The organism is Roseibium algicola (genome assembly GCF_001999245.1).
GTDB lineage: Bacteria > Pseudomonadota > Alphaproteobacteria > Rhizobiales > Stappiaceae > Roseibium > Roseibium algicola.
In genome coordinates this window covers 2,352,386-2,377,813 of the sequence record NZ_CP019630.1, presented here as the reverse complement: position 1 = coordinate 2,377,813, position 25,428 = coordinate 2,352,386, and the positions used below count along the sequence as shown (strand labels likewise).

Here is a 25,428-nt window from a genome sequence, read left to right as displayed (position 1 = left end):
GCCGGAGCGCGCAGGGCTGGAGGACGCCGCCTGGCCGCTGTCCCGGCAAAGTTGGGACCGTGCGGCGCGGGCGGCGGGCCTTTTCCGCTGTTAGTCGGCGTTGCCGACGATCGACGCGAACATCGACTGTGCGTCTTCAGCGGTCATGGACGGGTTGTTGAAGAACTCGACGAAAAGGTCGTTCACCTGGGTCAGGCTGTCGGCGGACATCAGCTGGTCCGGAGACTGGATGACATTGCCTTTGGCCAGGATGTCGAGGCCCTTCTTCATGCAGTCGTTTGCAGCCGCCAGATCGACGTCGCCACGCACTGGCAGCGAGCCTTTCTTCAGGTTGAAGGCAACCTGGGCTTCCGGGGAAAGCATGACCTTTGCCAGTTCGCCCTGGGCTTCGGTGATGGCCGGGTCGTCCACTTTCGGGAAGTAGAACGCGTCGCCGCCGGTCATGATGACCTCGTTGACGCCAAGGCCGGGCAGGCAGGTGTAGTCCTCGCCGGCAACCTGGTTGGCGACCTGGAACTCACCCTGCGCCCAGTCACCCATGATCTGGCCTGCGGCCTTGCCGGTGATGACCATGGTGGTGGCATCGTTCCAGCCCTGGACGTTGGAGTCCTTGGACATGTCGCGAGCGGTCGCGGCGGCCTGGAAGACCTTTGCCATTTCCTCGCTGCCGGCAAGCTCTGCATCCTTCTCGCCGAAGATCTTCGTATAGGCTTCAGGTCCGGCGAGCGCGGTGAGAAGCACCTGGAACGCCAGTGTCGTCTGCCAGGGCTGCTGCCCCATGGCCAGCGGCACGATGCCCGCTTCCTGAAGCTTGGGCGCCGCGGCAGCGTATTCGTCCCAGTTGGTCGGAACCGCCAGCCCGTTGTCCTCGAACACCTTGTTGTTCAGCCAGAGCCACTGCTGCGAATGAATGTTGACCGGAACGCAATAGATGCGGCCATCCAGCGTGCAGCTGTCGAGCAGACTGGAGGGATGGATGACTTCTTTCCAGTTACCTTCCTCTGCAATATCCGTGAGGTCGCGCATCAGGCCAGCTTCCACCAGTTCCTCTGCCTGGCGGCCATGGTTGAACTGTGTTGCGCCCATCGGATCGCCGCCGGTGATACGGCTGATCATGATCGGGCGGGCTGTGCCGCCGGAACCGGCAATCGCACCGTCAACCCACTTGTTGCCGGTCGCGTCAAATGCCTTTGCGAATTCGGCAACCGCAGCCGCTTCACCGCCTGAAGTCCACCAGTGGGTAACTTCCAGGTCGGTCGCGTTCGCGGCCGTTGCTGCACAAAGGGCGGTCGTTGCTGCAAAAACTGCACGTAGTGCTTTCATCATTTCCTCCCATCGAACGTGAATTGTCCGATTGTCCTCACCATGCGGCCTCCACCGCATTTTGTAATCGATTACATTTTATTGTATGCTATATGTAATCGATTACATTCATCATTCTCGGGAAACGGTCTTGTGTCAACCCGGAATGTCGGATCAGACAGTTTCGAGGACGAACCCGCCGTCATGGCGGCAGGCGCCCAGGCTCAAAAAAGAGAAATACCGGAGAAGGCCTTGGCCCAGAAAATAGCACGAATTCAAGATGTTGCCAAAGAGGCGGGCGTATCGACCGCAACAGTCAGCCGCGCGCTGAGCAATCCTGAACTTTTGACCGAGGCCACCCGCGACATCGTCTTCGCGGCGATCCGCTCTACCGGTTACCGGGTCAACCGGGCAGCGCGTAACCTGCGCACCCAGCAGGCGGGAGCCATCCTGGTTCTGGTACCAAACCTCGGCAATCCGTTCTTTTCCCAGATCCTGGCCGGGATAAGTGCATCCTTCGGCAACCGTGACTATTCGGTCCTGATCGCCGATACCAAGGACCATGCGACCAGTGGCAAACACGTGGTCGACTATTTTCTGGACGCCCAGATCGACGGCATGATCTGTCTGGACGGCGCGATCTCCCACCAGGAATTGCAGCTGTTCGAAGACAACGGCGTCTCCGGCAAGATCGTCTTTGCCTGTGAATGGGCGCACGACGTCGCGTTGCCCTCCGTGCGCAGTGACAACGTTCGCGGAGCGAAACTGGCCGTCCGGCACCTGTATGACCTTGGCCATCGCAAGATTGCCCATATCACAGGTCCGCAGGAAAATGTTCTGACGCATGCCCGGCGCGAAGGCATGCTGGCCGAACGTGCAAGGCTGGAGCTGCCTGCCCGTGAGGAATGGATCATCCGGGGTGACTTTTCCCTGGAATCCGGCCGGATGGCCGGTGAGAGGATCCTGGCAATGAACGATCGGCCAACGGCGGTTTTCTGTGCCTCTGACCAGGTTGCCTTCGGGCTGATTTCGACCCTGACCGCAAACGGTGTCCGCGTTCCGGAAGATATTTCCGTCGTCGGGTTCGATGATATCGAGCTGTCGGAGTTTTATGTCCCGGCACTTACAACCATTCGGCAGGACCGGCGCGCGCTTGGTGCCAGGGCAGTTTCCCTCCTGCTGGATTGTATTGACGTTGCGCACACCAGGACAGACGTCGAGATGGAACCGGTGATGGTTGATGTAGAGCTGATAGTGAGGGACAGCGCCGCGCCGCTGGTTTGTTGAATAGCGGCCCTGTTGCCCACCGCTGACAGGGTCGAAAATCCAACCGGCAAGTTTTGCGCAAGCATGAGGTTGTAAATTTTCTCGCTACCCGAATTCGATGTAAGCGTTGATCGGCAGTGAATCTACCCTGCAGCATAAATCATGCAACTTGATGTTTGTGCGAAAAGAAAATCTAAGGTTGTATCGAATACATCTTTCTTGGTGGTAGTCAGGTCATGTTTACCGGTCAATTTATTGGGTGAACAAATTTGCTAAGTCGGTAAATTATTCCTGCTAGGAAAATATTGCCCAAATCAGATCGAATTTTAATTTCAGGATTATTTTGCTTTTATTTCATTACTTTAATTAGACTACACATTTATTGTAATTTATCGCGGGGGTTTAGCGTTTAATTAACTTGAATATGTCACTCTAGATAGTACCGTCAATTTTTGGGTGATAAAAATGCGTAGTTTGGCTTTTGCCTTGGCATTGTCCCTTTGCACTTTTTTCTTACACACTGAAGTTTCGTCGGCACAGGGCCCGCTAAAAGTAGTAGGCACGGGTGATGGCCTTGAAATGCTTCAGGAAATTGGTGCAGGCTTTGTCGAGAATCGTCCCGATATCAATCTTGAAATTCCACCGAGCATTGGCTCGGGTGGCGGTATCGCCGCCGTCAGCTCCGGCACGGAGCGCCTGGGCCGGGTCGCGCGTCCCCTGAAGGACAGTGAGGTGGAATTCGGCCTCGTTTATCTGCCGATTGCAAAAATTCCCAGCGCAATCTTCACGCACCCGTCTACCGGTATCGATGCTTTGACCAGCGAAGAACTGGTCAAGCTGTATTCCGGTGAAATAGTCAATTGGTCTGAATTGGGCGGTGCCGATCTGCGTGTCCGCCTCGTCCGCCGCGAAGACGCGGACAGCACCTTGCAGGTTTTGAAATCGTCGATGCCGGGCTGGGCGGAAATGGAGTTCTCGCCGCGCTCGAAAACGGCCCTTACCACCCAGGAAGCAATTTCCAGCGCGCGCGAAGTCGAAGGCGCGATTGCTTTCGGTCCTTATTCGAAGCCGCTTGAAGACGGACTGTCGGTCCTCAAGATCGATGGCCACCATCCGACTGATCCGGGGTACCCGAGTTCGGTAACCCTCGCCTTGATCTACAAGGAAGGCACGCTGGACGATGAGATGAAGGCCTTCATCGACTACGCCCAGTCGGGTCAGGCTCACACATTGATCAGTAACTACGGTGGCGTACCCGTCGGTAGATAACCCAATTGGTCCACATGATCCGTCACTCGTCCCTTCTCTGGCATTATACATACGGCGCTGTTTTAACGGCGGTGTGTGCATTTGCCGGTCTTATCGGACTGGTGGCTTTCCAGCTTGAAGACAGCATGCAGCGTCAGGAGGCCGAGCTTCTGGAGCTTTCCCGCGCGCGTCTTGTGGAAACCCTGTCCGCCGACGTGAAGCTTGCCGGGACCCGTATGGAGTTCCTGTTTCAGGACAGGCTTCGGCGCATAAATGCGTTGTCGGAGAGGGTGGATACCGCCAAGGCCGTTGAGTCACGCAATGTCGTGGCCATGTCGGAACTGCTTGGCCCGGCGGCGAAACTGGCGGATGTGGACGGCATCGTCGTTCTGGATGAGGAAGGCCATGTGATCGGCGCCTCCTCCTATTCTGCGGACCTCGTCGAACTGGGGTCCAAGATGCAGGGTCTGAGCTTCTTCAACGAGGTCGCCAAGTCGCTCAAAGACAGCTTTCCGGGAGAGAAGCTGACCTATTCCGGCGTCTTGCCCAAATCCGAAACGGGTGTCTTCGTGCCGGGCGATCGGGTCAATGAAGTGTCTCAGATCGCGTTTGTCCCGGTTTTCGATGATTTCGGCTATGTGATCGGCGGACTTGTCGCGCAACGTTGGCTGCGGCCGGAAGAGCCACTCCTGGCGGATCTAGCAAAAATCAATTCCTTTGAAATGGCGATCGTTTTCGACGGTCAGATCATTTCCACGGCGAATTTCACCGGAAACTATTCGGATCTCACCCGCTCGAAGGAAACGCCGAACATCACCCTGGACGGTGGGCATGTCATCGAATGCGGTGTCCCTGTCGTTCCCATGACTGTCTGTGCGCTGACGCCCATCGCGGCGCTGACCGAAATCCAGAACAAACTGACCCGCATCGGCACCGAAGAAGAAGCCAAGCTGCTCCGGCGGCTGTTCCTGTTCGGACTGATCGCGCTGGTGGCTTTTGCTGCAGTCGCCTTTCTCATGTCGCGGCAGATTACCCGGCCGCTGACCAAGATCACACGTGTATTGACCGGCATTGCAGCGGGCGACTTCGAAAGCAAGGTGGTTGGAACCGAGCGGCTGGACGAAGTTGGCGACATCGCCAGATCGGTCGTTTCCTTGCAGCGATCCGTCAAGGAGCGCGACGCCTTGCGCGAACGCGTGCACGAAAAGAACTCCATCCTGCGCTCTCAGGAAGCCCAGTTGCGCGAGCAGAACGTTCTCTTTGATGCTGCTCTCAACAACATGTCGCACGGTCTGTGCATGTTCGACGTCGATGGCAGGTTGATTGTTTCGAACCAGCGCTACGCCGAATTGTTCGAAGTCGAGCCGGGCAGGATAAAGTCGGGTATGACGGCTGCTCAGCTCGCAACGCTGCAGAAAGTTGATGCCGTTGAAACCGGTGACATGGCTCTGCACGATCCCCGGATGGGAGATCACAGGTATTCAGGTGGCTCGCAAAGCACCGAAATGGTGAAGATCCGCTCGGGCCGTATCGTCCTGACCACCCGCCAGCCGCTGGCGGAAGGTGGCTGGGTGGCGATATCCGAAGACATCACTGAGCGGCAGGAAGCCCGCGACCGGCTGGCGTTCCTGGCGCGTCACGACCTTCTGACACAGCTGCCAAACCGCATCGAATTCCGGGACCAGCTGGACATGCTGTTGAACCAGCAACTGGTCAAGGGCGGCGAGTTCGCCATTCTGTGCCTCGATCTGGACGAGTTCAAAACGGTCAACGACAGCCTTGGGCACCCGATTGGCGACGAACTCTTGCGGCAGGTGGCGGAGCGTCTGCGCGCCCTCATCGGCCGAAAGGACGTTGTCGTCCGACTTGGCGGCGACGAATTTGCGATCCTCACCGGTCTGCCGTGCAGGCTTGCTGATGTCGAGGAACTGGCGCAGTCGGTCATCTGGGAGATTTCCCAGCCGTTCCAGATCACGGATCATGAACTCGTAATCGGCGTCAGCATCGGCATCACAATTGCCAGGGCCGACGGCACTGCAGGCGACGAACTGTTCAAGCAGGCGGACCTTGCGCTCTACCGGGCCAAGGAAGACGGTCGCAATACCTACCGCTTCTTTGAGCAGGACATGGGCACGGCCGTGAACGACCGGCGAGAGCTTATCACCGATCTCAGGACCGCGGTCGCCAATGGCGAACTGGAGCTTTATTTCCAGCCGCAATACACGCTCGTGGACGACCGGGTGTCCGGCTTCGAGGCGCTGGTGCGCTGGAACCATCCGACACGGGGTATGGTTTCTCCGGCTGATTTCATTCCGCTTGCCGAAGATACCGGCCTGATCATCCAGTTGGGCGAATGGGTATTGAAGGAAGCATGCCGGATCGCGTCCAATTGGCCGGACCACCTCAGGATCGCGGTCAACCTGTCACCCCGGCAGCTGCGCGGCCACGCATTTGGTCCGGTGCTGATCGATGCCCTGACCCAGACGGGTCTCAAGGCCGACCGTCTCGAACTGGAAGTGACCGAAAGCGTGCTTCTGACCGATTCAGAAGATGTTCTGGATTCGCTGCGCCAGGCCAAGTCGCTGGGCGTGAAAGTGTCCATGGACGATTTCGGAACCGGCTATTCCTCGCTCAGCTACCTGCGCCGGTTCCCGTTCGACAAGATCAAGATCGACCAGTCCTTCGTCCGGTCGATGGCCTATTCGGACGATTCCATTTCCATCGTGAAAGCGGTCATCGAACTGGCCAACAATCTCAACATGACCACCACCGCCGAAGGTGTGGAGACCAAGCAGCTTCTCGACATGCTGACCGAAATCGGCTGCACGGAAGCGCAGGGCTACTATCTGGGCAGACCCATGCCTGTCGCCAGTACCGAAGAGCTGATCTATGCCGGCGAACGGTCTTTGACAACCGCCGCGCAATAGTCCGGCAAGACCGCTCGCTCTCAGGAGAGGCTGGTGTAGCGCCCTGGTGTCAGTCTGCGGAAGCCGAGGTAAACGGAGCGGATGCCTTTCGGATAAGGTTTCCAGCAAGGGCCAGCAGGCCGCTCTCTTCTTCCGCCACAAAAAACGGATCAGCGTAGAAGGTTGCCCCTGCGCCTAGCGCGATCTCCCGCATGGCGTCGACATGTGACGGCGCACCGGCCGAATAGACGACGTGATCGGGCGTAAGTTGTCCGACCAGTTCATGCGGGCGCGCCTTGCGCACCGTCTCGTCGTCGCCATCGCCTGCCGTCAGGGTGATCGGAATGCCCCGGCCTTGCAGCCAGCGAACCGCGTCGCGCATGTAGATCCCGTCCCGGGTTCTCGACCCGGCAATGATGCGGATTTCACGGCCGGTCTGGCCCAGGCTCGCTGCAACGGCAATCGACCAGATCGGTGCGAACCCGGTTCCGGTCGAGGTGAGCAGGATCGGGTTCTGCTGCCGTCGCAAAAACGCATTGCCGAACGGGCCACGCAGCTTGACGGCATGTCCCTTGGCAATTTCCTTGCCCAGCTTCGACGATACGATGCTGTCCGGGTAGACCTTGATGTGAAACACAAGGACATTCTCTTCCGCATCCAGGTTGAGCGGGGTTGTCGGGCTGTAGTCGCGCGGCGGATATCCTGCAAAGGTCGCGCGCAGATATTGCCCTGGCAGCCAGGGCACGGGCCGCGCCGTCTTGACCCGAACTTCCAGGTATCCGTCCTTGATCGGCCGAATGCTTTCCACCGTTCCCTTCGTGGTCTTCACCAGCGGCACCGGGTCATAGGCGATCTCGGCATCGCCTTCCAGGACGGAAAGGCATCCGAGCACGGTGTCCTTTTCCCGGGTGCCCATGTCGTCGATCTGCCCGCTCAAAACGCGTACCCGGCAGGTTTCGCATTGGCCGGAACAGCAGTCGTGCGGGATGACGAGGCGTCCGCCGAGCCCGGCGTCGATCAGCGTGTCGCCGACATTGGCCTTGATGGCCTTCCCGTTGATGGTGACCGTACAGGTGCTTTTCGACATGGGTGATTACATCCGTAGAAAGAAACGTCCGGAAAAGACAGGAAAGGCGGGAAGGGCAGGCCTCAATTGAAGGTCAGCCGTACGGGACGGGAATGGCGGGTGTGGCGCGTCTGGTTGTGGTCAAACGCAGAGACCCACATGAAGAGACCATCCTTCATTGCAAGGTCCTGGCTCTGGCCGGTGTCCATGTTCCGGACAACTTCAAGTGTCCAGTGGCCGTCGTGCCACCTGGATCCACCCAGCAGATCTGCCCGGCTGCCGGAATATTCACCCTGGATGAGAACCCCCGGAATGACCGTTCCGACCGGGATTTCCGCGTCCTTTTCCGGCGAGTACGGCACGCTTTCGTTTTCGAACATCCACCACTGCGAGCCCTCGTCTTCGCTCACTTCCGTGGACAGATCGATGGTGCCCATCAACGACGTCATTTTCTTGTGGTCGATCGGAAGCCGGTGCACGCCGACCGTCCCATGATAATGGGTCACGGGATCGCCGATGTAGTTGTAGACGTAGAAAGCCTTGCCTTCGTCAGGATTGTAGCCGGCGCTGTAGCGGCTCTTGCCGGCAGCCTGGGCTTCGTTCGGTTCCACCGGCGTCGCGAAATGCATGTCGTCGACGCGTCCCAGCATGCCACCACGGGACGCTTTCCATTGCCACACATCCACCAGGCTGCCGTCGGTCGTGTAATGCAGGCCGCGGTGGTTGAAGGCTGCCGGTTTGTCACTCAGGGGCTTCGGGCCCATGTGGGTGGCGCCACCGCCGCCAAAGGTGTCGGTGGTGGAAAAGGCAACCGAGAACTTGTCCTCGTAGTAGGCGGTCTCGTCGGAAATGTCGGCCCGGTTGTTCAGCATGTGCCAGCCGTCTTCACGCTTGATCAGCGGATGCCGCTTCAATGACCGGTTCTTGTCCTCCCAGCGGAAGGCAAACGCGATCTTGTCCCCCACCTGGACGGCACGTACTTCGACGGTGGATTCTCCTGTTCCGTCCAGGTTCGAGCCTTGCTGTGTTCGGATGAAAACAGGGGCCGCGTCCTGCCAGACCGGATCGTCCAGCGTGCCGTCCAGCTCCGGCAGGGTGTTGCCCTTGGCCACGACAAGACTGTCGCGTGTGCCGAAATCGAGGCTGACGGCGCCAACAAGCACGATTGCGCCCAGGGCAGTCGCCAGGGCCAGCGGGTGACGGCTCATGCCCGGGAAGCGGCGCAGCGCCTGCGGACGGAACAGCCGCAGCAGCTGGGCAACACCGCCATAACAATAATGCAGCACCACATGGGCCACGATATAGGTCAGCACCACGAGCGCGGCCGTGTAGTGCACCGTCACCCAGATGCCACCATGACCGATGTAAAGCAGGACGCCCGTCGCCGACAGGGTGAGCACGGCCCCGAACAGGATCCAGTAGGCGATGACGTTGACCGCGGCCAGGCGCAGCTTGGTGCTGGCGGGAAGCGTCAGCACAACGATCTTCTTGGAGGAAATCCGCCGTTTCAGGCGGCCAAGCGTCATATAGGCCGCATAGGCAAAGATAACCGCCAGAACGAATATCGCCGACACATAGTGCCAGGTCCAGATTTCACCCTGTGGCAGGATCGGTTCGAAAAGTTTGGAGAACCAGGCGTGTTCCGCATCCGCCGACAGACGCATGCCCGTCAGCAGACTGGTGACGATCGCGATAACCAACGTCCAGTGCAGGAGGATCGTGCCGATGTCGCTGCGTACCGGAGGGCTACGGTCCTCGGGTCTTTTCGCGGCGCTATCCGCGCCATTGGCGTGCCGGCCTGTTTGGGATTTCTTGGATGAATTGGACGATGAAGGCAGTTCCAGGGCGTGATCAGTCACTTGGTCCGTCAACTTTTCCTCCAGGGTCGCCAGCAATGCGACCGGGTTACCGGCATAGGTTGTGCAACCGGATGTCGGGAAATTTCAAAGCGCTTTGCCTAAAAAATATCACATTTTAACAAAAGTGAAGAAAAAATGGCGAATACAACTGGCCTTAAACCTATCCGGGTGGTTTTGCGCATGCTTAAAAATCTTCCTCTTGGGAAAAAATTCAGATGACTGAAGAACAATATTGGCGGGAAGGCGCGTGATCGTGAAAAAGAAACGATCATGAAGAATGATCGGGGAAATGGAGAATTGATATTCCAATATATAGGTAGAATATCAGGTCGATCGTTTGAAAGTTGCTTTAAATTTGTGCAGCGCAATGGCACGTCTTCCTGAATGCTGCTTTCCCCTGGGCTTATGCCGGAATTAAGCGGATCAGCGAAGTCGGTCCGCCGTTAACGCAAGTGAAATGGGGTTGCGGCAATGCGGGAGTAAGCCTGCTGCCTCTGGCATGAGCACTTTGATGCAAGTCATACGAACGCAATCATTTCTCTCTTAACTTCATTTTGGTTGAAGCAAGTTGGGTGCCGGGCAACAGTTCAGGTTGTGTGGGATCGAAAAACCCGCCTAAGATGGTTTGCGTTGCAGCAGAACGGGTTTTGCCCGATGTGAGTTAATTTCCTTCCCAAGGGGGCGTTAATGCTGGTCTCCCACACACGGATTGTCGATATCGTTGGCGATATCATTCGCATTCAGGTGTCTTCTACGAAGAGCGCGTCGGAGGGGCGCCCGTGCCTGGGTGATCTGGCACTGGTCGATTCAGGCGATGGTGCGACGTCTCTCGCACAGGTCATCAACATCGACCGGGACATGGTTTCGCTGCAGGTCAATTCCGGTACCAAGGGCCTCGCCAACAATTCGTCCGTACGCTTTCTGGGTGAGCCGGCCAAGGTCACCTATTCCGACAATATCCTGGGCCGTGTGTTCGATGGCGCGGGGCAGCCGATTGACCGGGGCCCGGATCTGTCCAGCGACCCTTCCGTCCCGATCGGTGGACCGTCCGCCAACCCGATGAAGCGCGTGCTCGCCTCGCGCATGATCCGCACAGATGTGCCGATGATCGATATCTTCAACTGCCTCGTGGAAAGTCAGAAGATCCCGATCTTCTCGGTTTCCGGCGAACCCTATAACCCGTTTCTGGCGCGTATCGGCATCCAGGCAGATGCCGATATCGTGGTGTTCGGCGGCCTCGGGCTGATCTTCGACGACTATGCCTTTTTCCGGCAGCAATTCGAGGATGCGGGCGTTTTCCCGCGCACGGTCATGTTCATCAACCAGGCGTCGGATCCGGTGGTCGAGCGCTTGCAGGTTCCGGACATGGCCCTTGCGGTTGCGGAAAAATTCGCCGTTGAGGAAGGCAAGCGCGTGCTGGTGCTGCTCACCGACATGACCGCCTTCGCAGATGCCATGAAGGAAGTCTCCATCGCGATGGAGCGGGTGCCCGCCAACCGGGGTTATCCGGGCGATCTTTATTCCCAGCTGGCCCGCCGTTACGAAAAAGCCTGCGATTTCAAGGGCTCAGGCTCTGTCACCATCCTTACGGTCACGACAATGCCGGGCAATGACGTCACCCATCCGGTGCCGGACAACACCGGCTACATCACCGAGGGCCAGTTCTATCTGCACAGCGGCGTTCTGGATCCCTTCGGCTCGCTGTCCCGTTTGAAACAGCATGTGATCGGCAAAGTGACGCGTGAGGATCACAACCAGATCATGAACACCATGATCCGCTTCTATTCCGGCGCACGCGATGCGGAGCAGAAGCAGTCCATGGCGTTCGAATTGTCGGATTACGACCACCAGCTTCTGAAGTTTGGCGGCCTTTTCCGGCGGCGTTTCATGGATATCAATGTCGCAATGCCCCTGGAAGAGGCGCTCGACCTGTGCTGGCAGACGCTTGCCGAATGCTTCCAGCCGGAACAGCTTTTGATGAAACAGGGGCTGATCGACAAGTATTTCCCGAAAAGCAAACCTGCCGGCGGAGCGTCTGACGAGGAGGCTGCCTGATGGCAAGGCTGGCCCTCAACAAGTCGTCTCTGGCCCGGGAAAGCGGACAGCTCTCGGAATACAAGCGCTTCCTGCCGTCTCTTGAGCTGAAGAGGCTCCAGATCATGGCCGAGCGCGCCAAGGCCAAGGAAGCAGCCGTCCGCCTCGAGGCGGAGTATGAGGAGCGTTTCAACGCTCTTGCGCGGTCTCTTCCAATGATGGCCAACAAGCATGTCCCGCTGGAAGGGCTCGTGGTGTTGAAGCAGGCCGTCGTCGGCGAGCAGAACCTCTCCGGCACCCGGTTGCCGGTCCTGGAGGATATCGAGGTCGAGACGAAACCCTATTCCCGTCTGGCGCGCCCGCATTGGGTCGACCCCTATGTCGCAGGCATGCAGGAACTGTTGCGGCTCAACAAGGAGCGGGAAATTGCCAAGGAGCGTATTGCCCGGCTGATCGAGGCCGAAGCGGTTATCTCTCGCAGGGTCAACCTGTTCGAAAAGGTGCTGATCCCGCAGGCGGAACGCAACATCAAGAAAATCCGCATGGCCCTGGCGGACGCGGAACGCGATGCCGTGGTCCGTGCCAAGATCTCCAAACGCAAGACGGCAGCTCGCGGCGCCGAAACCTCGGTGGCCGAGCTATGACCATCGTCCCGCTCGTCAAGGTGAATCTGGTCGGCATCCTTGAGGACAAGGACAAGGTGCTGGAAGCCACGCAGGAATTCGGTGCCCTGCACCTGATCCCCCTGACTTCGGCACAAAAGGAACTGGAAGCCGTTCCCGCAGGCCGGGGGCGCGAGGCGAGCGAAGCCCTGCGCTGGCTCATGGACAGCATGGCGCAGCGTCGTCCTGTCACCCATCTTGACGACTTTGACCTGGAAACGGTGGTCGAAAAGACGCTTGCCAACCGCAAGGCACTTCGTGACTGCGAAGACCGGGTGGCGCGCCTTGACCAGCGCATTCAGGATGTGGAGCCCTGGGGCGAATTCAGCTTTTCCGACCTGGCCGAAATCGGCGAGCACCGGCTGTGGTTCTACGTGGTGCCCAACGCCAAGATCAAGCTGATCGATCCTTCCGACAAGATCCTGGAGATCGTCCACCGCGACAAGTACCGCAGCTATATCGTATTGCTTTCTCCGGAAGAACCGGCGGCAAATGCCATGCCGGTGCCGCGCGTTCACGTGGGGGCCGAGGCGCTCTCGGTGCTTCGGCGTCAACATGAAGATGCGACCATCCAACTGGAAGAGCTGGAGCTGCAGCGTCAGGCTCTCACCAAATGGCGGTTCGTGCTGGCGCAGAACCTTGCCGCCGCCCGAGACCATTCCGCCCGCCACAGGGCGTCGCTCGAAACAGCGGACACCGAACAGGTCTTCGTGCTTCAGGCCTGGGCGCGGCGGGACCAGGTCGCGGAAGTCCGCACGCTTTCGGACAGTCTCGGCATCGCCCTGCTGGTGACGGATGTCGAAGAGGCCGATGCGCCGCCCACGCTTCTCGACAACAGACCTGCTCTGGAAGCGGGAGAGGATCTGGTCGAATTCTACCAGACCCCCGGCTACAGAGGGTGGGACCCTTCGGCAATCGTCTATGTTTCCTTCGTGATCTTCTTCGGCATGATCATGACGGACGCGGGCTATGGCCTGCTTCTTCTGCTGCTGTTGTACCTGTTCCGGGTGCGCTTCAAAGGTTCGGCGTTGGGCCGGCGCATGTTCCGGATGTCCGTCTGGCTGATGATCTCGACAGCGGCCTTTGGCGTGGCAACGGGTAGCTACTTCGGTGTTGCGCCACCCGAAGGCACGTTTCTCGCGCGTCTGAAGGTGCTGCATCTGAAGGACGTCGACACGATGATGAAGATCACGCTGACCATCGGCGTGACCCATATCGTCATCGCCAACCTGATGCGCGCCTGGCACGAAACGAGCCTGAGCGGTCGCCTGCAGCCTGTCGGCTGGTGTCTGGTGGCACTCGGTGGCCTGGCAACGTTTCTGGGGCAAGGCACTCCCATTGCGGTTGCCGGTCCGGTTGCGGTGGTTGGTGGGCTCCTGCTGGTCGGCATCTTCGGCAGCGACCGCAAGGTGACATCGCTCAAGACCGGCGGCCTCAGGGTCTTCGATGGCCTCGCCTCGCTGGCCCGTATCGTCAACATTTTCTCTGATGTTCTCAGCTACATGCGCCTGTTTGCGCTGGGGCTTGCGGCAGCGTCGCTTGCCGAAACCATCAATTCGCTCTCGGGCCAGCTCAACCACGCGGTTCCTGGCGTCGGTCTGCTGATCGCCATCGCGGTTCTCGTGCTCGGGCACGCCATCAATATCGGGCTGGGGCTGATCGCCGGCTGCGTGCATGGCCTGCGTCTGAATGTCATTGAATTTTTCAATTGGGGTTTGAAGGACGAGGGCACGCCTTTCCGTCCGTTCAAGAAAGAGGAGACACGCCTGTGAACGAATTCGTTGTGGCTCTCGGCTGGTTTGGGCTGTTCGCGCCGGTCGCCCTCGGCGCCATCGGCAGTGCCTGGGGCTGCGCCCTTGGCGGTAGCGCCGCGATCGGCGCCATGCTGGACAGCGACGGTGGTTATGGCCGGTTCATCGGTGTTTCGCTGATGCCGTCGTCCCAGGTGATCTACGGCATCGTGATCATGTTCTCGTTGCAGCAGCCCACCATTGATGCAGCCAATGGCGCCGCGCTTTTCGGCATCGGCCTCCTGTCCGGCGTCACCATGCTCTACACCGGCATTCGCCAGGGCGAGGTGCTCGCCTCGGCCATTCATGCCTCCAAGGCCAAGCCGGAAATCTTCGGCATTTCCCTCGCACCGGCGGCGGTGCTGGAAGGCTTTTCGGTCTTTGCTCTCGTCTTCGCGCTGGTCCTGTCCGGCTCGATACCCGCTTAGGGCCAGAAGGAACAGGAGGCGGCAATGTCCAAACATGACGCAGCAGACGACCTGGAGAACGCCGCTGGTGCCGGTGTCCAGGCGCTTATCGAAAGGCTGAAGTCCGAAGGCGTAGCCGCGGGCCAGTCGGAGGGGGATGCCATCCTGGCCAAGGCCAGGGAAAAGGCGGAAACCATCGTTGAGGAAGCAAGGCAGAAGGCGGACAGCCTGCTGGCTGATGCAAGAGCGGAAGCGGCCAGGGAAAAGGCGGCGACGGAAGACGGGCTGAAGGTTGCCGCGCGCGATCTTGTCCTCAGCCTGCGCAATGAGCTGGGCGACCGCATCCAGCAGGAAGCCGGCCGGCTGGTGGCAACCACACTTGCCGACCAGGAATTCCTGAAAAACCTCATTCTGGCGATGGCCGCCAACGCAAAGGACAATGCGTCGGTCAGCGACGCTGAGCCGATGGAGATCGTCCTGCCGGAGAAGGTCGTCACCTTCGAGGAGTTGAAGCAATCGCCCGAGGCGGTCGAGCCGGGAACCCTCACCCACTTCGTGATCGCGCTTGCGGGCGAAGTGTTGCGGCAAGGGGTCACCTTCTCCACCGCACCGGGCTTTGACGGCATCAAGGTGAAGTTGACCGACAGGGACGTTTCCATCGATCTGACCGAAGAAGCGATCGCGACACTGTTGAAGCGGCACCTGCAACCGCGTCTCAGAGCGGTGATGGAAGGGGTGCTGCGCTGACATGAGCCGGCCGCACCAATATATCGCGCTGGTGTCCAGCCTGCCCCATCTTGGCAAGCTGTTCTCGCGCAAGGACGTGCCGATCTCGGGGTTCCGGTTGAAGCAGCGGCTGTCAATGCTGGAGCCCGCGCATGCGAGCCTGCTGCGCGAGATGGTAGAGGTGACGGCCTGGGCCGGTGTTGCCGGTTATGATCGCGACATCGATGTGATCCGGCGGGCAAACAAGGTTCTTGCCGATCTGGCTGCCTATCCGGATCTGCAACATCTTGTCGGGGCACGCATGGAAACGCGGACGCTGATTGCAGCGCTGCGCCGACGCCGGGATGGACAGGAAAGCGCCGGAGATATCGAAAACTGGGGCTTCGGCCGCTGGTGCGCACAGGTCAAGGCCAACTGGAGCGACCCGGCCTTCGGTCTCGGCCATTTCATGCCGTGGGTGGGCGAGGCTCACCAACTGATGCGGGCGGGCGATCACATCGCCATGGAACGTCTTGTCCTCACCCAGGTCTTCCGGCAGATGGGCCATTACGGCAACCTGCATGAATTCGATTTCGAGGCCGTTGCGATCTACGTGCTGCGCTGGGTGATCGTGGAACGCTGGTCACGCTACAACGAGGCCGATGCACGTGCCCGGCTGGCCACGCTCGTGGCGTCAGCCCTTGGCGGCAAGACGGACGGCGGCAGTCAAGCCGGCCGGCCGGACCTTTTCTCAGACTTCACTTCTGCCCTTGAGGGAGCCCCTTCATGACGAGCCATGTTCAGTTGCCCGAACCGACCGCGGAAATCGTCGCCGTGCAGGACGATCTCGTCACACTGTCGCCGCTCGGCTCTGCCCCTCTCATCAAGAACGAGGTGGTCTATATTATCCCCCATGGTCCCGAACGTGATGGCAAGCCGCGGGAATACCTGAAGGCCGAAGTGCTGCGCGTGCGCGGAAAGTCCGCTGAAGCACAGGTGTTCGAAAGCACTGCGGGCGTGCGTGTCGGTGACAAGGTAATCCAGAGCGGCGAGATGCTGTCGGTTGCTCTCGGGCCGGGCCTGCTCAGCACGGTTTTTGACGGCTTGCAGAACCCGCTGGCCGATATTGCGGCCGAGCACGGCTTCTTCCTGCCGCGCGGGGTGCTCACCAACGCTCTCGACCAGAACCGCAAATGGTCGTTTGAACCCAAGGTGAAATCCGGTGATGTGGTCAAAGCCGGGGAAACGCTCGGCACGGTTCCGGAAGGCAGGTTCGAGCACCGGATCATGGTTCCCTTCGTCACGACGGGTTCCTGGACAGTGGACCGGATACGCGAAGGTACGTTCACCATCAACGAGGTGGTGGCAACGCTCAAGAACGATCGTGGCGAAACCCGCGACCTGACCATGGTCCAGCATTGGCCGGTTCGCCGGGCGATCCCGGAAGGGCTGGTCAAGGCCGGTCAGAGCGAGCGGCTTTATCCAAGCGAGCCGCTGATCACCACCTTGCGCCTGATCGACACGTTCTTTCCCATCGCCCGTGGCGGTATGGGCTGCATTCCGGGTCCCTTCGGCGCGGGCAAGACGGTGCTGCAATCGCTGATTTCGCGTTTCTCGGCGGTCAATATCGTGATCGTGGTTGCCTGCGGCGAGCGTGCCGGCGAGGTGGTCGAAACGATCACCGAGTTCCCGCACCAGCCGGACCCCTCCGGAGATGGCACGCTCATGGATCGTACGGTCATCATCTGCAACACGTCTTCAATGCCTGTGGCGGCGCGCGAGGCCTCGATCTACACCGGCATTACCCTTGGCGAATATTATCGGCAGATGGGCTATGACGTGCTCTTGATCGCCGACAGTACTTCCCGCTGGGCCCAGGCCATGCGTGAGACCTCCGGCCGGCTGGAGGAAATTCCGGGAGAGGAAGCGTTTCCCGCCTATCTCGACAGCGCCATCAAGGGCATCTACGAACGCGCTGGCGTGTTGCGGACCGCCAGCGGCGAGACCGGCAGTCTCACCATGATCGGCACGGTGTCTCCGGCCGGCGGCAATTTTGAGGAACCGGTCACCCAGTCGACCCTCGGCACGGTCAAGACCTTCCTGGGCCTCTCGTCCGAACGGGCCTACAAGCGCTTCTATCCGGCGGTCGACCCGCTGCTGTCCTGGTCTCGGTATCACATTCAGCTCAACGACTGGTACCAGAACAATATCGGCCCGGACTGGGTTCCCCGCGTTTCGGAGATGATTGAACTCCTGCGCAAGGGTGACGAAATTACCCGCATGATGCAGGTGACAGGCGAAGAGGGCGTCTCGACCGACGATTTCATCCTTCAGCAGAAGGCACTGTTTCTCGACATGGTCTACCTGCAGCAGGATGCCTTTGACGATGTCGACGTGTCGGCGCCGCTCAAGCGCCAGCAGGAAACCTTCGATCTCGTCTACCGGATCGCCTGCACCGACTTTGCCTTTGACGACAAGGAAGCCGTCCGCAAGTTCTTCACCGAACAGACATCGCTCTTCAAGAACCTCAACTACGCCGCCGACGGCAGTCCGGACCGCAAGGAACTGCTGGAGAAGATAAAGGCCAATGTCAGCGCTGCCCCGACACATGTGACGGGGTGATCGCCGCGTATTGCGGGCGAGTAAGCCCCGGGCTTCGCGCTGTCCGCCCGGGGTGACGCTCTGGAAACGCACTTGGTTCTGAAGCTATGCCTGGTCCTCGAACACGCTCAGGATCTCTTCCAGAGGCTTCTTGATCTTGGCGACAGCCGGTACCGTGGCGTCTTCCGCGGGATGGCCGACGGCCAGGATCATGACCGGCTTTTCCGCTTCCGGTCGGTTCAGGATCCCGTTGAGGAATTTCATCGGGTTGGGCGTGTGCGTCAGGGTTGAAAGCCCCGCATGGTGAAGTGCGGTGATCAGGAGGCCGGTGGCGATGCCGACACTTTCGGGCACATAGTAGTGCTTGTAGCGGGTGCCGTCATCGAAGGTGCCCCAGCGCTGCGCGAAAATCACGATCAGCCAGGGGGCGATGTCCAGATGCGGCTTGTCCGCGTCGGTGCCGATGGGCTCCAGTGCCTTGATCCATTCGTCGCCCGCACCGCCATCATAGAACTTGCGTTCCTCTTCCTCGGCAGCCAGGCGGATCTTGTGCTTCAGGTCGGCATTGGAAATCGCCACGAAATGCCATGGCTGATGATTGGCGCCGCTCGGGGCCGTTCCGGCAGCGCGGATGCAGGCTTCGATGATGGAACGGTCCACAGGACGGTCCGAGAAATGGCGAACCGTATGGCGGGTGCGCACATCGTCATAAAAGTCCTGCGCACGGGCCAGCATTTCCTTGTCGTCGTAAATTCGCCGATCCGGCAGCGGCAACGGTTGGTAATCCAGGGCTGATTTGGAAATCATGTTTTTTGTCCATTTGCATTGCCGACCGGCGGATTCGCAAGGAATCCGGGCCGCGCAATCTCCTCCCACTATGCACCGTTAAGTATGGATCGACTGACCGGGCGTCAGGCAACTAAAAATCCGATCCACCGGCTTCACAACTTGAACCAAGCCCGCCTATGCTCGTCTTTGAAACGCCAAATGGCCTTGATGAAAAAATAACCTTGACCAGTGACATGGCACCTTTCTAGATTTTCTTGACCAATTGGTCAGCACTGTTCGTTGAGAAGGCAAAATGCCCCGGCGTCCGGATGCGGCCAAACAGCCGGAAGAGGATCAGGCGGCCGGGAACCGCTCCGAGGTCCGCACCGGTTAGGGTTTGAAGTTCCAGAGAAGGGTGAGTCCGACAGCGGCTCGCCCATAACCAGTAGGGGAATGGCAATGAAGGCATTGAAAAGTCTGGCGCTCGCGTCTGTCCTGGGCGCAAGCCTGGTGTCAGGTGCGGCCAACGCCGCGGACGAGCTGACACTGCAGCTTAAGTGGGTTACACAGGGCCAGTTTGCCGGCTATTACGTGGCCAAGGACAAGGGCTTTTACGACGAAGAAGGCCTGGACGTGACGATCAAGCCGGGCGGTCCGGACATTGCGCCGCCGCAGGTTATCGCCGGTGGCGGAGCCGACGTGATCATCGACTGGATGCCGTCCGCCCTGGCATCGCGCGAAAAGGGTGTGCCGCTTGTCAACATCGCACAGCCGTTCAAGAAGTCCGGCATGATGCTGACCTGCCTGAAGGAAACCGGCATCACCTCGCCGGAAGACTTCAAGGGCCGGACACTCGGCGTCTGGTTCTTCGGTAACGAATATCCGTTCCTGTCCTGGATGAGCCAGCTCGGCATTCCGACGGACGGTGGCGACGAAGGCGTGACCGTCCTGAAGCAGGGCTTCAACGTCGATCCGCTGCTGCAGAAGCAGGCCGACTGCATCTCCACCATGACCTACAACGAATATTGGCAGGTCATCGATGCCGGCATTCCGGAAGAAGACCTGATCGTCTTCAAATACGAAGACCAGGGTGTCGCCACGCTGGAAGACGGTCTCTACGTTCTGGAATCCAGCCTGGACGACCCGGCAATGGTCGACAAGCTCGCCCGCTTCGTGAAGGCCTCCATGAAGGGCTGGGCCTATTCCGCCGAAAACCCGGAAGAAGCTGCTGAAATCGTTCTCGAAAACGACGCCACTGGCGCGCAGACCGAAAAGCATCAGATCCGCATGGTCGGCGAAATCAACAAGCTGGTTGATGGATCTGACGGCAAACTGGACATGTCTGCCTATGAGCGCACCGTGAAGTCCCTCCTGTCCGGCGGGTCCGACCCGGTCATCACCAAGGAGCCGGAAGGCGCCACAACAACGGTCGTCACCGACAAGATGTAACGTCAATCGGGCAGCCGGGGCGGAAATTGTTCCGGCTGCCTTTGCCTCATGCCTGCCAAGGCACTAAAAATTAAAGGTTTGAACCCAGACTGCTTCGCTGACAAAAGCTTGGGATTTTGAAAGCGAAATGCGCGATCTGTCTGGAAAAACAGACAAATTCGACCTGGTTCATTCCGCGGCGGAGACAGTATCCGACGAACCGCGCCGGATGACCGCGGGCGTTTTCGGCATTTCTTCCAGCCTCGTCATCATTTTGATGTTCTGCGCGGTGATTTTTTCTTTCGGCGCCGTGCTGTTCAAGGTGCTGGTCGCGGAGCGCGAAGCTGCGATGCGGGAGACCAAATCAGTCGCGCGTGTCTTCCAGAACCACAAGCAGTTGCTGTTGCGTGAAATGGAGCGCTACGCCGCTTCCAACGCCGCCTATCAGAATATCGATACCAATCTGTCGCCTGACTGGATCGAGGCCAGGTTCGGCGTCGACATGGCCCTGGATTTCGCCCACGACTACACAGTGCTTTTCGGTCCGGACAGCAAGGTCCTCTTTTCTTCCAACTTCCACGGCAAGGAGAGAGCGGAAGACTTTTCCAAGAGCGTCCAGACGGGCATTACCGGCACGCTGGACAGCATACGCGGCAATTACGTCAAAGCCTTGGTCCGGTCAGAACCAGGCGAAGTCCGCTTCACCGGGACTTTGGCCGACATTTCGGCCATCGACATTGTCGAGATCAACGATCACCCCTTCATCGTCGCGGCCTTTGCGATCGTACCGGATCCCGGTGGGATCGAAATGTCCTTCGGGCCGCCGAACGTTCTCGTCAACGCATTCGAGATCGATGCGGCGCATCTCAGCAATCTTCTGTCCAGCCTCGCCCTCGATAATCTGAAATTCGCTTCGGAAATTCCCGACGGCATGATCGGTACTCCGGTTCAGAACGGGTCCGGCACGGTGCTTGGTTATCTCGCATGGTATCCGATGAGCCAGTCGTCGGGGATCATCCTGTCTTCGATACCGGTTCTCCTGCTGTCGCTCGGGGTCATTCTGACAGTGGCCCTGATTGCCCTCCGGCAGAATGCCAACGCCAGGGCACGGCTGGCAGCCCGTGAACAGGAAGCCCGTTACGCCGCCAATCACGATTCCCTGACAGGCTTTGTCACACGCGGATATTTCCACGCCACAGCCACGAAGAGGCTGGCCTTGCGCAAGGATCAGCAGCGTGGCGCCTGGATCATTTATCTCGACGTCGACAACCTCAAGCAAGTGAACGACATCTACGGTCACACCGTGGGCGACAGCCTGGTGGTCGCTCAGGCCGAACGCATCAGATCGGTGCTCGGCCCGTTCGACCTGGTCGCGCGCAGCGGTGGCGATGAATTCCTGATCCTGACGGAGCGTTGGGAAACACCGGAGCAAGCCGTTGAGGAAGCAGGCAAGCTGTTTGAAAAGCTGCGGCAGCCGTTCGACTATGAAGGCAAGCGCATTGAAACGTCCGTAAGCGCGGGTATTGCCCGCTTCCCGGACCACGGCCAGACACTGACAGGCCTTGTTCGCGCTGCCGATATCGCCCTGCAGCGCTGCAAGATGGAGCAGAAAAGCTCGTTCCGGATTTACGACGAGCGGATGGACGACCTTCTGCGCGAGCGGCGCGAGATCCGTGTGGATCTTGATTCAGCCCTGCGCGAAGAGCAATTCGACCTGTTCTATCAGCCGATCGTTGACGCCCGGTCGGGCGAACTGGCCTTCTATGAAGCCCTGATCCGCTGGCGGCATCCAAGCCGCGGCCTGGTGCCGCCTGCGATGTTCCTGCCGGTTGCCCAGGATGCTGGACTGATGCCTGTGATCGGTGCCTGGGTGCTGGAGCGGGCGCTTCACGATGCCTGCAGCTGGATGCAGACCGGCGTGTCGGTCAATGTCTGCACAAGCCAGATCCAGGCCGCAGGTTTCGCGGACAAGGTCGAGGCACTGCTGCAGAAATACGACTTTCCTCCGGAAAGGCTTGTTCTCGAAATCACCGAGGACCTGATGCTGGAGGAAAGCGCGCAGACGCGGAACACCATTCTCAAGCTGCGCGATCTTGGCGTCGGGCTTGCCATTGACGACTTCGGCACCGGATTTTCCAGCCTGAACTACCTGCACAAGTATCGCTTCGACAAGATGAAGATCGACCGCAGTTTCGTGTCGCGTATCGGCGAGGACGAGGAAGCGGACATGGTCGTCCGCTCCATGCTCAGCCTTGCCCGGGTAATGGGCATGCAAAGCGTCGGCGAAGGGGTCGAGACGGAAGCACAGCGCGACTTCCTGGTGGAGGCGGGTTGCGAGTTCCTGCAGGGCTATCTCTTCGACAGGCCGCTGCCCTTCAACGAGTTGATGCCGCCTGATCCTTTGTCGCAGATGGAAGGCATCCGTCGGGCCGGCGGTTGATCTGCCTGCTTGCGACAATCCCTTTCAAGGTTCCTAGCCTGAAAAGCGAACAAAAAACGCGGGCAAGGGAGGATCCTGCCCGCGTTGAAGGTGACCGCCGGAGCTTTGCCTATTCGGCTGCTTCCTTGACGGCCATCGGGTTGTTCGGGTGCGTCGTCCAGTTGGCGTAGTCTTTTTCGACAGGCTTCTTGGTGCGCGGATCGATGCTGCCGGCCTCCATGGGTTCCATGGTGATGCAGCCTTCGATCGGGCAGACATTGACGCACAGGTTGCAGCCGACGCATTCCTCGTCGATCACCTCGAACTTGCGAACGCCGTCCACCATGTTGGTGATCGCCTGGTGGGACGTGTCCTCACAGGCGATGTGGCAGCGGCCGCATTCGATGCAAAGATCCTGATCGATCTTGGCCTTGGCGATGTAGTTGAGGTTGAGGTACTGCCAGTCGGACACATTCGGCACCGCGCTGCCGACAAACTGGTCGACGGACGTATAGCCCTTGGTGTCCATCCAGTCGCTGAGGCCTTCGATCATGTCCTCGACAACGCGGAAGCCATAGGTCATTGCGGCCGTGCAGACCTGCACAGAGCCTGCGCCAAGCGCCATGAACTCGGCCGCGTCACGCCAGGTGGTCACGCCGCCGATGCCGGAGATCGGCAATCCGTGGGTCACCGGGTCGCGGGCGATTTCGGCAACCATGTTGAGTGCAATCGGCTTTACGGCCGGGCCGCAATAGCCGCCGTGCGCACCCTTGCCGTCGACAGAAGGAGACGGCGACATGATGTCGAGGTCGACACCCATGATCGAATTGATGGTGTTGATCAGCGAGACAGCGTCAGCTCCACCAGCCTTGGCGGCCTGCGCCGGCTTGCGGACATCGGTGATATTCGGCGTCAGCTTCACGATGCATGGCATGCGCGAATGCTGTTTCACCCAGCGGGTGACCATCTCGATGTATTCCGGCACCTGGCCGACGGCGGAGCCCATGCCGCGCTCGCTCATGCCGTGCGGGCAACCGAAGTTCAGTTCGACACCGTCGGCTTCGGTTTCTTCGACGCGGCGGAGGATGTCGATCCAGTTCTGTTCCTCGCAAGGCACCATCAGCGAGACGACGAGCGCCCGGTCCGGCCAGTCGCGCTTCACCTGCTTGATCTCGCGCAGGTTCACTTCCAGCGGACGGTCGGTGATCAGTTCGATGTTGTTGAGGCCGATCAGCTGCCGGTCCTTGCCATGGATCGCGCCATAGCGCGGACCGTTGACGTTGACCACCGCCGGATCTTCCCCAAGCGTCTTCCAGACGACGCCACCCCAGCCGGCCTTGAAGGCCCGGACGACGTTATATTCCTTGTCCGTCGGCGGCGCGGATGCCAGCCAGAACGGGTTCGGCGATTTGATGCCGATAAAATCAGTACGCAAGTCAGCCATGGTGGCTCTCCCTCAAATCGGTGGCGCCGAGCGCGTCAGCTGCTGTCGGGCGCTCAGGTTTCAGGCGCGCAAGTCTCAGGCGGTCAGGGCAGCGTTAATGCTCTCGGCGGCAATCTTGCCATCCTCGACAGCGGCAACCGTCAGGTCTTCACCGCCCAGCACGCAGTCGCCGCCCGCCCATACATCGGCAAGGCTGGTCTTGCGGTCCGCATCAACCACGATGCGACCCTTTTCAAGGGACAGCGCATCGCCGAGATCCGCTTGCACCAGGGTCTGGCCAACGGCCTTGAACACCATGTCCGCAGGCAGGGTGATGACTTCGCCGGTACCGGTCAGGGAACCATTCTGCTCCTGGGTCCGCTCCAGTTCAATCGCGGTAATCGCACCGTTTTCACCGACTAGACCCTTCGGCTGGGCCCAGGTCATGATCCGGACGCCGCTGGTCTGGGCCAGCTGCTGTTCGTATTCGGAGGCGTTCATCCGGTCCTGTCCGCGGCGATAGGCGATCGTGACGTCTTCGGCGCCCAGCAGTTTGGTCTGGACCGCAATGTCGACCGCAGTCATGCCGCCGCCGATCACCACGATGCGCCGGCCAACCGGAAGCTCGGAAAGATCCTTCGACTGACGCAGGTCGGCAATGTAGTCGACGGCATCGATCGAGCCGCTCTTGTCTTCGCCTTCAAGGCCAAGCGCATTGACGCCGCCAAGGCCGATGCCGAGGAACACGGCATCATATTCGGCACGCAGGGTCGCAAGATCCAGATTGGTGCCGAGGCGCATTCCGGTCCGGACTTCGATACCGCCGATGGACAGGATGAAATCCACTTCCCGCGCGGCAAAGTCGTCGACCGACTTGTAGGAGGCGATACCGTATTCGTTGAGGCCGCCGGCTTTTTCGCGGGCATCGAACAGGGTGACGTCGTGACCGTGCACCGCCAGCCGGTGGGCGCAGGAAAGACCCGCAGGTCCGGCGCCGACGACGGCAACCTTCTTGCCGGTTGCAGCAGCGCGCGTGAACGGCGTCGAGCTGAACTCCGACATGAAGTGATCAGTCGAATACCGCTGCAACTCGCCGATCTTCACCGGCTTGCCTTCGGCAACTTCGCGCACGCAGACCTGTTCACACAGTGTCTCGGTCGGGCAGACGCGGGCACACATGCCGCCCAGAATATTCTGGGCGAAAATGGTTTTCGCGGCCCCGGTCGGGTTCCCGGTCGAGATCTGGCGAATGAACTGCGGAATGTCGATGCTGGTCGGGCATGCCTGCATGCAAGGGGCGTCGTAGCAGAAGTAGCAACGGTCGGCTTCGACCTGCGCTTCGTGCTGGTCCAGCAGCGGGTGCAGGTCGCTGAAATTCTCAGCGTATGCGTCCTCAGGCAAGCGCCCGGCGGCAATGTCCGGGCCGGCTTTGGTCTGGGTCATGGAGATCTCCGGAAGGTTGGCGATCGTTTTCAAGGTGGCTTCCTTCGTTTGATGAGGAGGCTCAGGAATGCATTGGAAGAAAATTTGAACAGTTAGTCAAA

18 protein-coding genes are annotated in these 25,428 nt (G+C 59.6%); 12 read left to right on the top strand and 6 right to left on the bottom strand.

Features of this window, described 5'->3' with window-relative positions:
* Positions 1 to 90: 90 nt before the first annotated feature.
* On the bottom strand, positions 91 to 1,326 hold the full coding sequence (locus B0E33_RS11070) for an ABC transporter substrate-binding protein (protein WP_022999280.1): 1,236 nt from the start codon (positions 1,324 to 1,326) through the stop codon (positions 91 to 93).
* A 228-nt stretch (positions 1,327 to 1,554) separates the two neighbouring features.
* On the opposite strand from B0E33_RS11070, the gene B0E33_RS11065 reads away from it, so the two are divergent.
* From B0E33_RS11065 to B0E33_RS11055, 3 genes are all read left to right on the top strand, one after another.
* Positions 1,555 to 2,589, top strand: coding sequence for a LacI family DNA-binding transcriptional regulator (locus B0E33_RS11065; protein WP_077293231.1), 1,035 nt, complete (start codon positions 1,555 to 1,557; stop codon positions 2,587 to 2,589).
* A gap of 444 nt (positions 2,590 to 3,033) precedes the next feature.
* Positions 3,034 to 3,837: a PstS family phosphate ABC transporter substrate-binding protein gene (locus tag B0E33_RS11060; protein ID WP_077291244.1), complete on the top strand. Its 804-nt coding sequence runs from the start codon at positions 3,034 to 3,036 to the stop codon at positions 3,835 to 3,837.
* Positions 3,838 to 3,962: 125 nt separating this feature from the next.
* Positions 3,963 to 6,743 carry a bifunctional diguanylate cyclase/phosphodiesterase gene (locus B0E33_RS11055; RefSeq protein WP_208997798.1) on the top strand — a complete coding sequence of 927 codons (2,781 nt, stop codon included), beginning with the start codon at positions 3,963 to 3,965 and terminating at the stop codon, positions 6,741 to 6,743.
* Between the two features lie 49 nt (positions 6,744 to 6,792).
* Here the strand turns inward: B0E33_RS11055 and B0E33_RS11050 are convergent, their stop codons facing one another.
* Positions 6,793 to 7,809, bottom strand: coding sequence for a 2Fe-2S iron-sulfur cluster-binding protein (locus tag B0E33_RS11050; protein ID WP_062491128.1), 1,017 nt, complete (start codon positions 7,807 to 7,809; stop codon positions 6,793 to 6,795).
* 62 nt (positions 7,810 to 7,871) lie between these two features.
* The gene (locus B0E33_RS11045) at positions 7,872 to 9,659 is read right to left on the bottom strand and encodes an ethylbenzene dehydrogenase-related protein (protein ID WP_228148081.1); all 1,788 of its coding nucleotides are present in this window, start codon (positions 9,657 to 9,659) and stop codon (positions 7,872 to 7,874) included.
* Between the two features lie 675 nt (positions 9,660 to 10,334).
* On the opposite strand from B0E33_RS11045, the gene B0E33_RS11040 reads away from it, so the two are divergent.
* The 7 genes from B0E33_RS11040 to B0E33_RS11010 are packed head-to-tail and all read left to right on the top strand — an operon-like array spanning position 10,335 to position 17,867.
* Positions 10,335 to 11,702, top strand: coding sequence for a V-type ATP synthase subunit B (locus B0E33_RS11040; RefSeq protein ID WP_077291242.1), 1,368 nt, complete (start codon positions 10,335 to 10,337; stop codon positions 11,700 to 11,702).
* Positions 11,702 to 12,325 (top strand): V-type ATP synthase subunit D, encoded by a 624-nt coding sequence (locus tag B0E33_RS11035; RefSeq protein WP_022999273.1) that lies wholly within the window; start codon positions 11,702 to 11,704, stop codon positions 12,323 to 12,325. Before B0E33_RS11040 ends, B0E33_RS11035 begins: the two co-directional genes overlap by 1 nt.
* The gene (locus B0E33_RS11030) at positions 12,322 to 14,115 is read left to right on the top strand and encodes a V-type ATP synthase subunit I (protein WP_077291241.1); all 1,794 of its coding nucleotides are present in this window, start codon (positions 12,322 to 12,324) and stop codon (positions 14,113 to 14,115) included. The genes B0E33_RS11035 and B0E33_RS11030 overlap by 4 nt, the downstream gene beginning before the upstream one ends.
* Positions 14,112 to 14,561 carry an ATP synthase subunit C gene (locus tag B0E33_RS11025; RefSeq protein ID WP_006939055.1) on the top strand — a complete coding sequence of 150 codons (450 nt, stop codon included), beginning with the start codon at positions 14,112 to 14,114 and terminating at the stop codon, positions 14,559 to 14,561. Before B0E33_RS11030 ends, B0E33_RS11025 begins: the two co-directional genes overlap by 4 nt.
* A gap of 24 nt (positions 14,562 to 14,585) precedes the next feature.
* Complete coding sequence (locus tag B0E33_RS11020) at positions 14,586 to 15,287, top strand: hypothetical protein (protein ID WP_062491117.1); 702 nt, start codon at positions 14,586 to 14,588, stop codon at positions 15,285 to 15,287.
* A 1-nt stretch (position 15,288) separates the two neighbouring features.
* Positions 15,289 to 16,035, top strand: coding sequence for a hypothetical protein (locus tag B0E33_RS11015; protein WP_077291240.1), 747 nt, complete (start codon positions 15,289 to 15,291; stop codon positions 16,033 to 16,035).
* Positions 16,032 to 17,867 (top strand): V-type ATP synthase subunit A, encoded by a 1,836-nt coding sequence (locus B0E33_RS11010; RefSeq protein ID WP_077291239.1) that lies wholly within the window; start codon positions 16,032 to 16,034, stop codon positions 17,865 to 17,867. The genes B0E33_RS11015 and B0E33_RS11010 overlap by 4 nt, the downstream gene beginning before the upstream one ends.
* Positions 17,868 to 17,951: 84 nt before the next feature.
* On the opposite strand, the gene B0E33_RS11005 is transcribed toward B0E33_RS11010, so the two are convergent.
* Complete coding sequence (locus B0E33_RS11005) at positions 17,952 to 18,653, bottom strand: nitroreductase family protein (protein WP_077291238.1); 702 nt, start codon at positions 18,651 to 18,653, stop codon at positions 17,952 to 17,954.
* A gap of 420 nt (positions 18,654 to 19,073) precedes the next feature.
* Between B0E33_RS11005 and B0E33_RS11000 the strand changes: the two genes are divergently transcribed.
* A complete protein-coding gene (locus B0E33_RS11000) occupies positions 19,074 to 20,063 on the top strand; it encodes an ABC transporter substrate-binding protein (protein WP_022999267.1) in 990 nt (329 codons plus the stop codon).
* A gap of 127 nt (positions 20,064 to 20,190) precedes the next feature.
* Positions 20,191 to 22,482: a putative bifunctional diguanylate cyclase/phosphodiesterase gene (locus B0E33_RS10995; RefSeq protein ID WP_077291237.1), complete on the top strand. Its 2,292-nt coding sequence runs from the start codon at positions 20,191 to 20,193 to the stop codon at positions 22,480 to 22,482.
* Between the two features lie 109 nt (positions 22,483 to 22,591).
* Here the strand turns inward: B0E33_RS10995 and preA are convergent, their stop codons facing one another.
* Positions 22,592 to 23,905 carry an NAD-dependent dihydropyrimidine dehydrogenase subunit PreA gene (gene preA / locus B0E33_RS10990; protein ID WP_022999265.1) on the bottom strand — a complete coding sequence of 438 codons (1,314 nt, stop codon included), beginning with the start codon at positions 23,903 to 23,905 and terminating at the stop codon, positions 22,592 to 22,594.
* A gap of 75 nt (positions 23,906 to 23,980) precedes the next feature.
* On the bottom strand, positions 23,981 to 25,327 hold the full coding sequence (locus B0E33_RS10985; protein WP_055659228.1) for an NAD(P)-dependent oxidoreductase: 1,347 nt from the start codon (positions 25,325 to 25,327) through the stop codon (positions 23,981 to 23,983).
* Positions 25,328 to 25,428: the final 101 nt, after the last annotated feature.

Bases quoted from the DNA above. Each gene is read 5' to 3' on its own strand.
- B0E33_RS11070 (WP_022999280.1), bottom strand. From the start codon at position 1,326: ATGATGAAAGCACTACGTGCAGTTTTTGCAGCAACGACCGCCCTTTGT.
- B0E33_RS11060 (WP_077291244.1), top strand. From the start codon at position 3,034: ATGCGTAGTTTGGCTTTTGCCTTGGCATTGTCCCTTTGCACTTTTTTC.
- B0E33_RS11055 (WP_208997798.1), top strand. From the start codon at position 3,963: ATGCAGCGTCAGGAGGCCGAGCTTCTGGAGCTTTCCCGCGCGCGTCTT.
- B0E33_RS11050 (WP_062491128.1), bottom strand. From the start codon at position 7,809: ATGTCGAAAAGCACCTGTACGGTCACCATCAACGGGAAGGCCATCAAG.
- B0E33_RS11040 (WP_077291242.1), top strand. From the start codon at position 10,335: ATGCTGGTCTCCCACACACGGATTGTCGATATCGTTGGCGATATCATT.
- B0E33_RS11035 (WP_022999273.1), top strand. From the start codon at position 11,702: ATGGCAAGGCTGGCCCTCAACAAGTCGTCTCTGGCCCGGGAAAGCGGA.
- B0E33_RS11030 (WP_077291241.1), top strand. From the start codon at position 12,322: ATGACCATCGTCCCGCTCGTCAAGGTGAATCTGGTCGGCATCCTTGAG.
- B0E33_RS11020 (WP_062491117.1), top strand. From the start codon at position 14,586: ATGTCCAAACATGACGCAGCAGACGACCTGGAGAACGCCGCTGGTGCC.
- B0E33_RS11015 (WP_077291240.1), top strand. From the start codon at position 15,289: ATGAGCCGGCCGCACCAATATATCGCGCTGGTGTCCAGCCTGCCCCAT.
- B0E33_RS11010 (WP_077291239.1), top strand. From the start codon at position 16,032: ATGACGAGCCATGTTCAGTTGCCCGAACCGACCGCGGAAATCGTCGCC.
- B0E33_RS11005 (WP_077291238.1), bottom strand. From the start codon at position 18,653: ATGATTTCCAAATCAGCCCTGGATTACCAACCGTTGCCGCTGCCGGAT.
- B0E33_RS11000 (WP_022999267.1), top strand. From the start codon at position 19,074: ATGAAGGCATTGAAAAGTCTGGCGCTCGCGTCTGTCCTGGGCGCAAGC.
- B0E33_RS10995 (WP_077291237.1), top strand. From the start codon at position 20,191: ATGCGCGATCTGTCTGGAAAAACAGACAAATTCGACCTGGTTCATTCC.
- preA (WP_022999265.1), bottom strand. From the start codon at position 23,905: ATGGCTGACTTGCGTACTGATTTTATCGGCATCAAATCGCCGAACCCG.
- B0E33_RS10985 (WP_055659228.1), bottom strand. From the start codon at position 25,327: ATGACCCAGACCAAAGCCGGCCCGGACATTGCCGCCGGGCGCTTGCCT.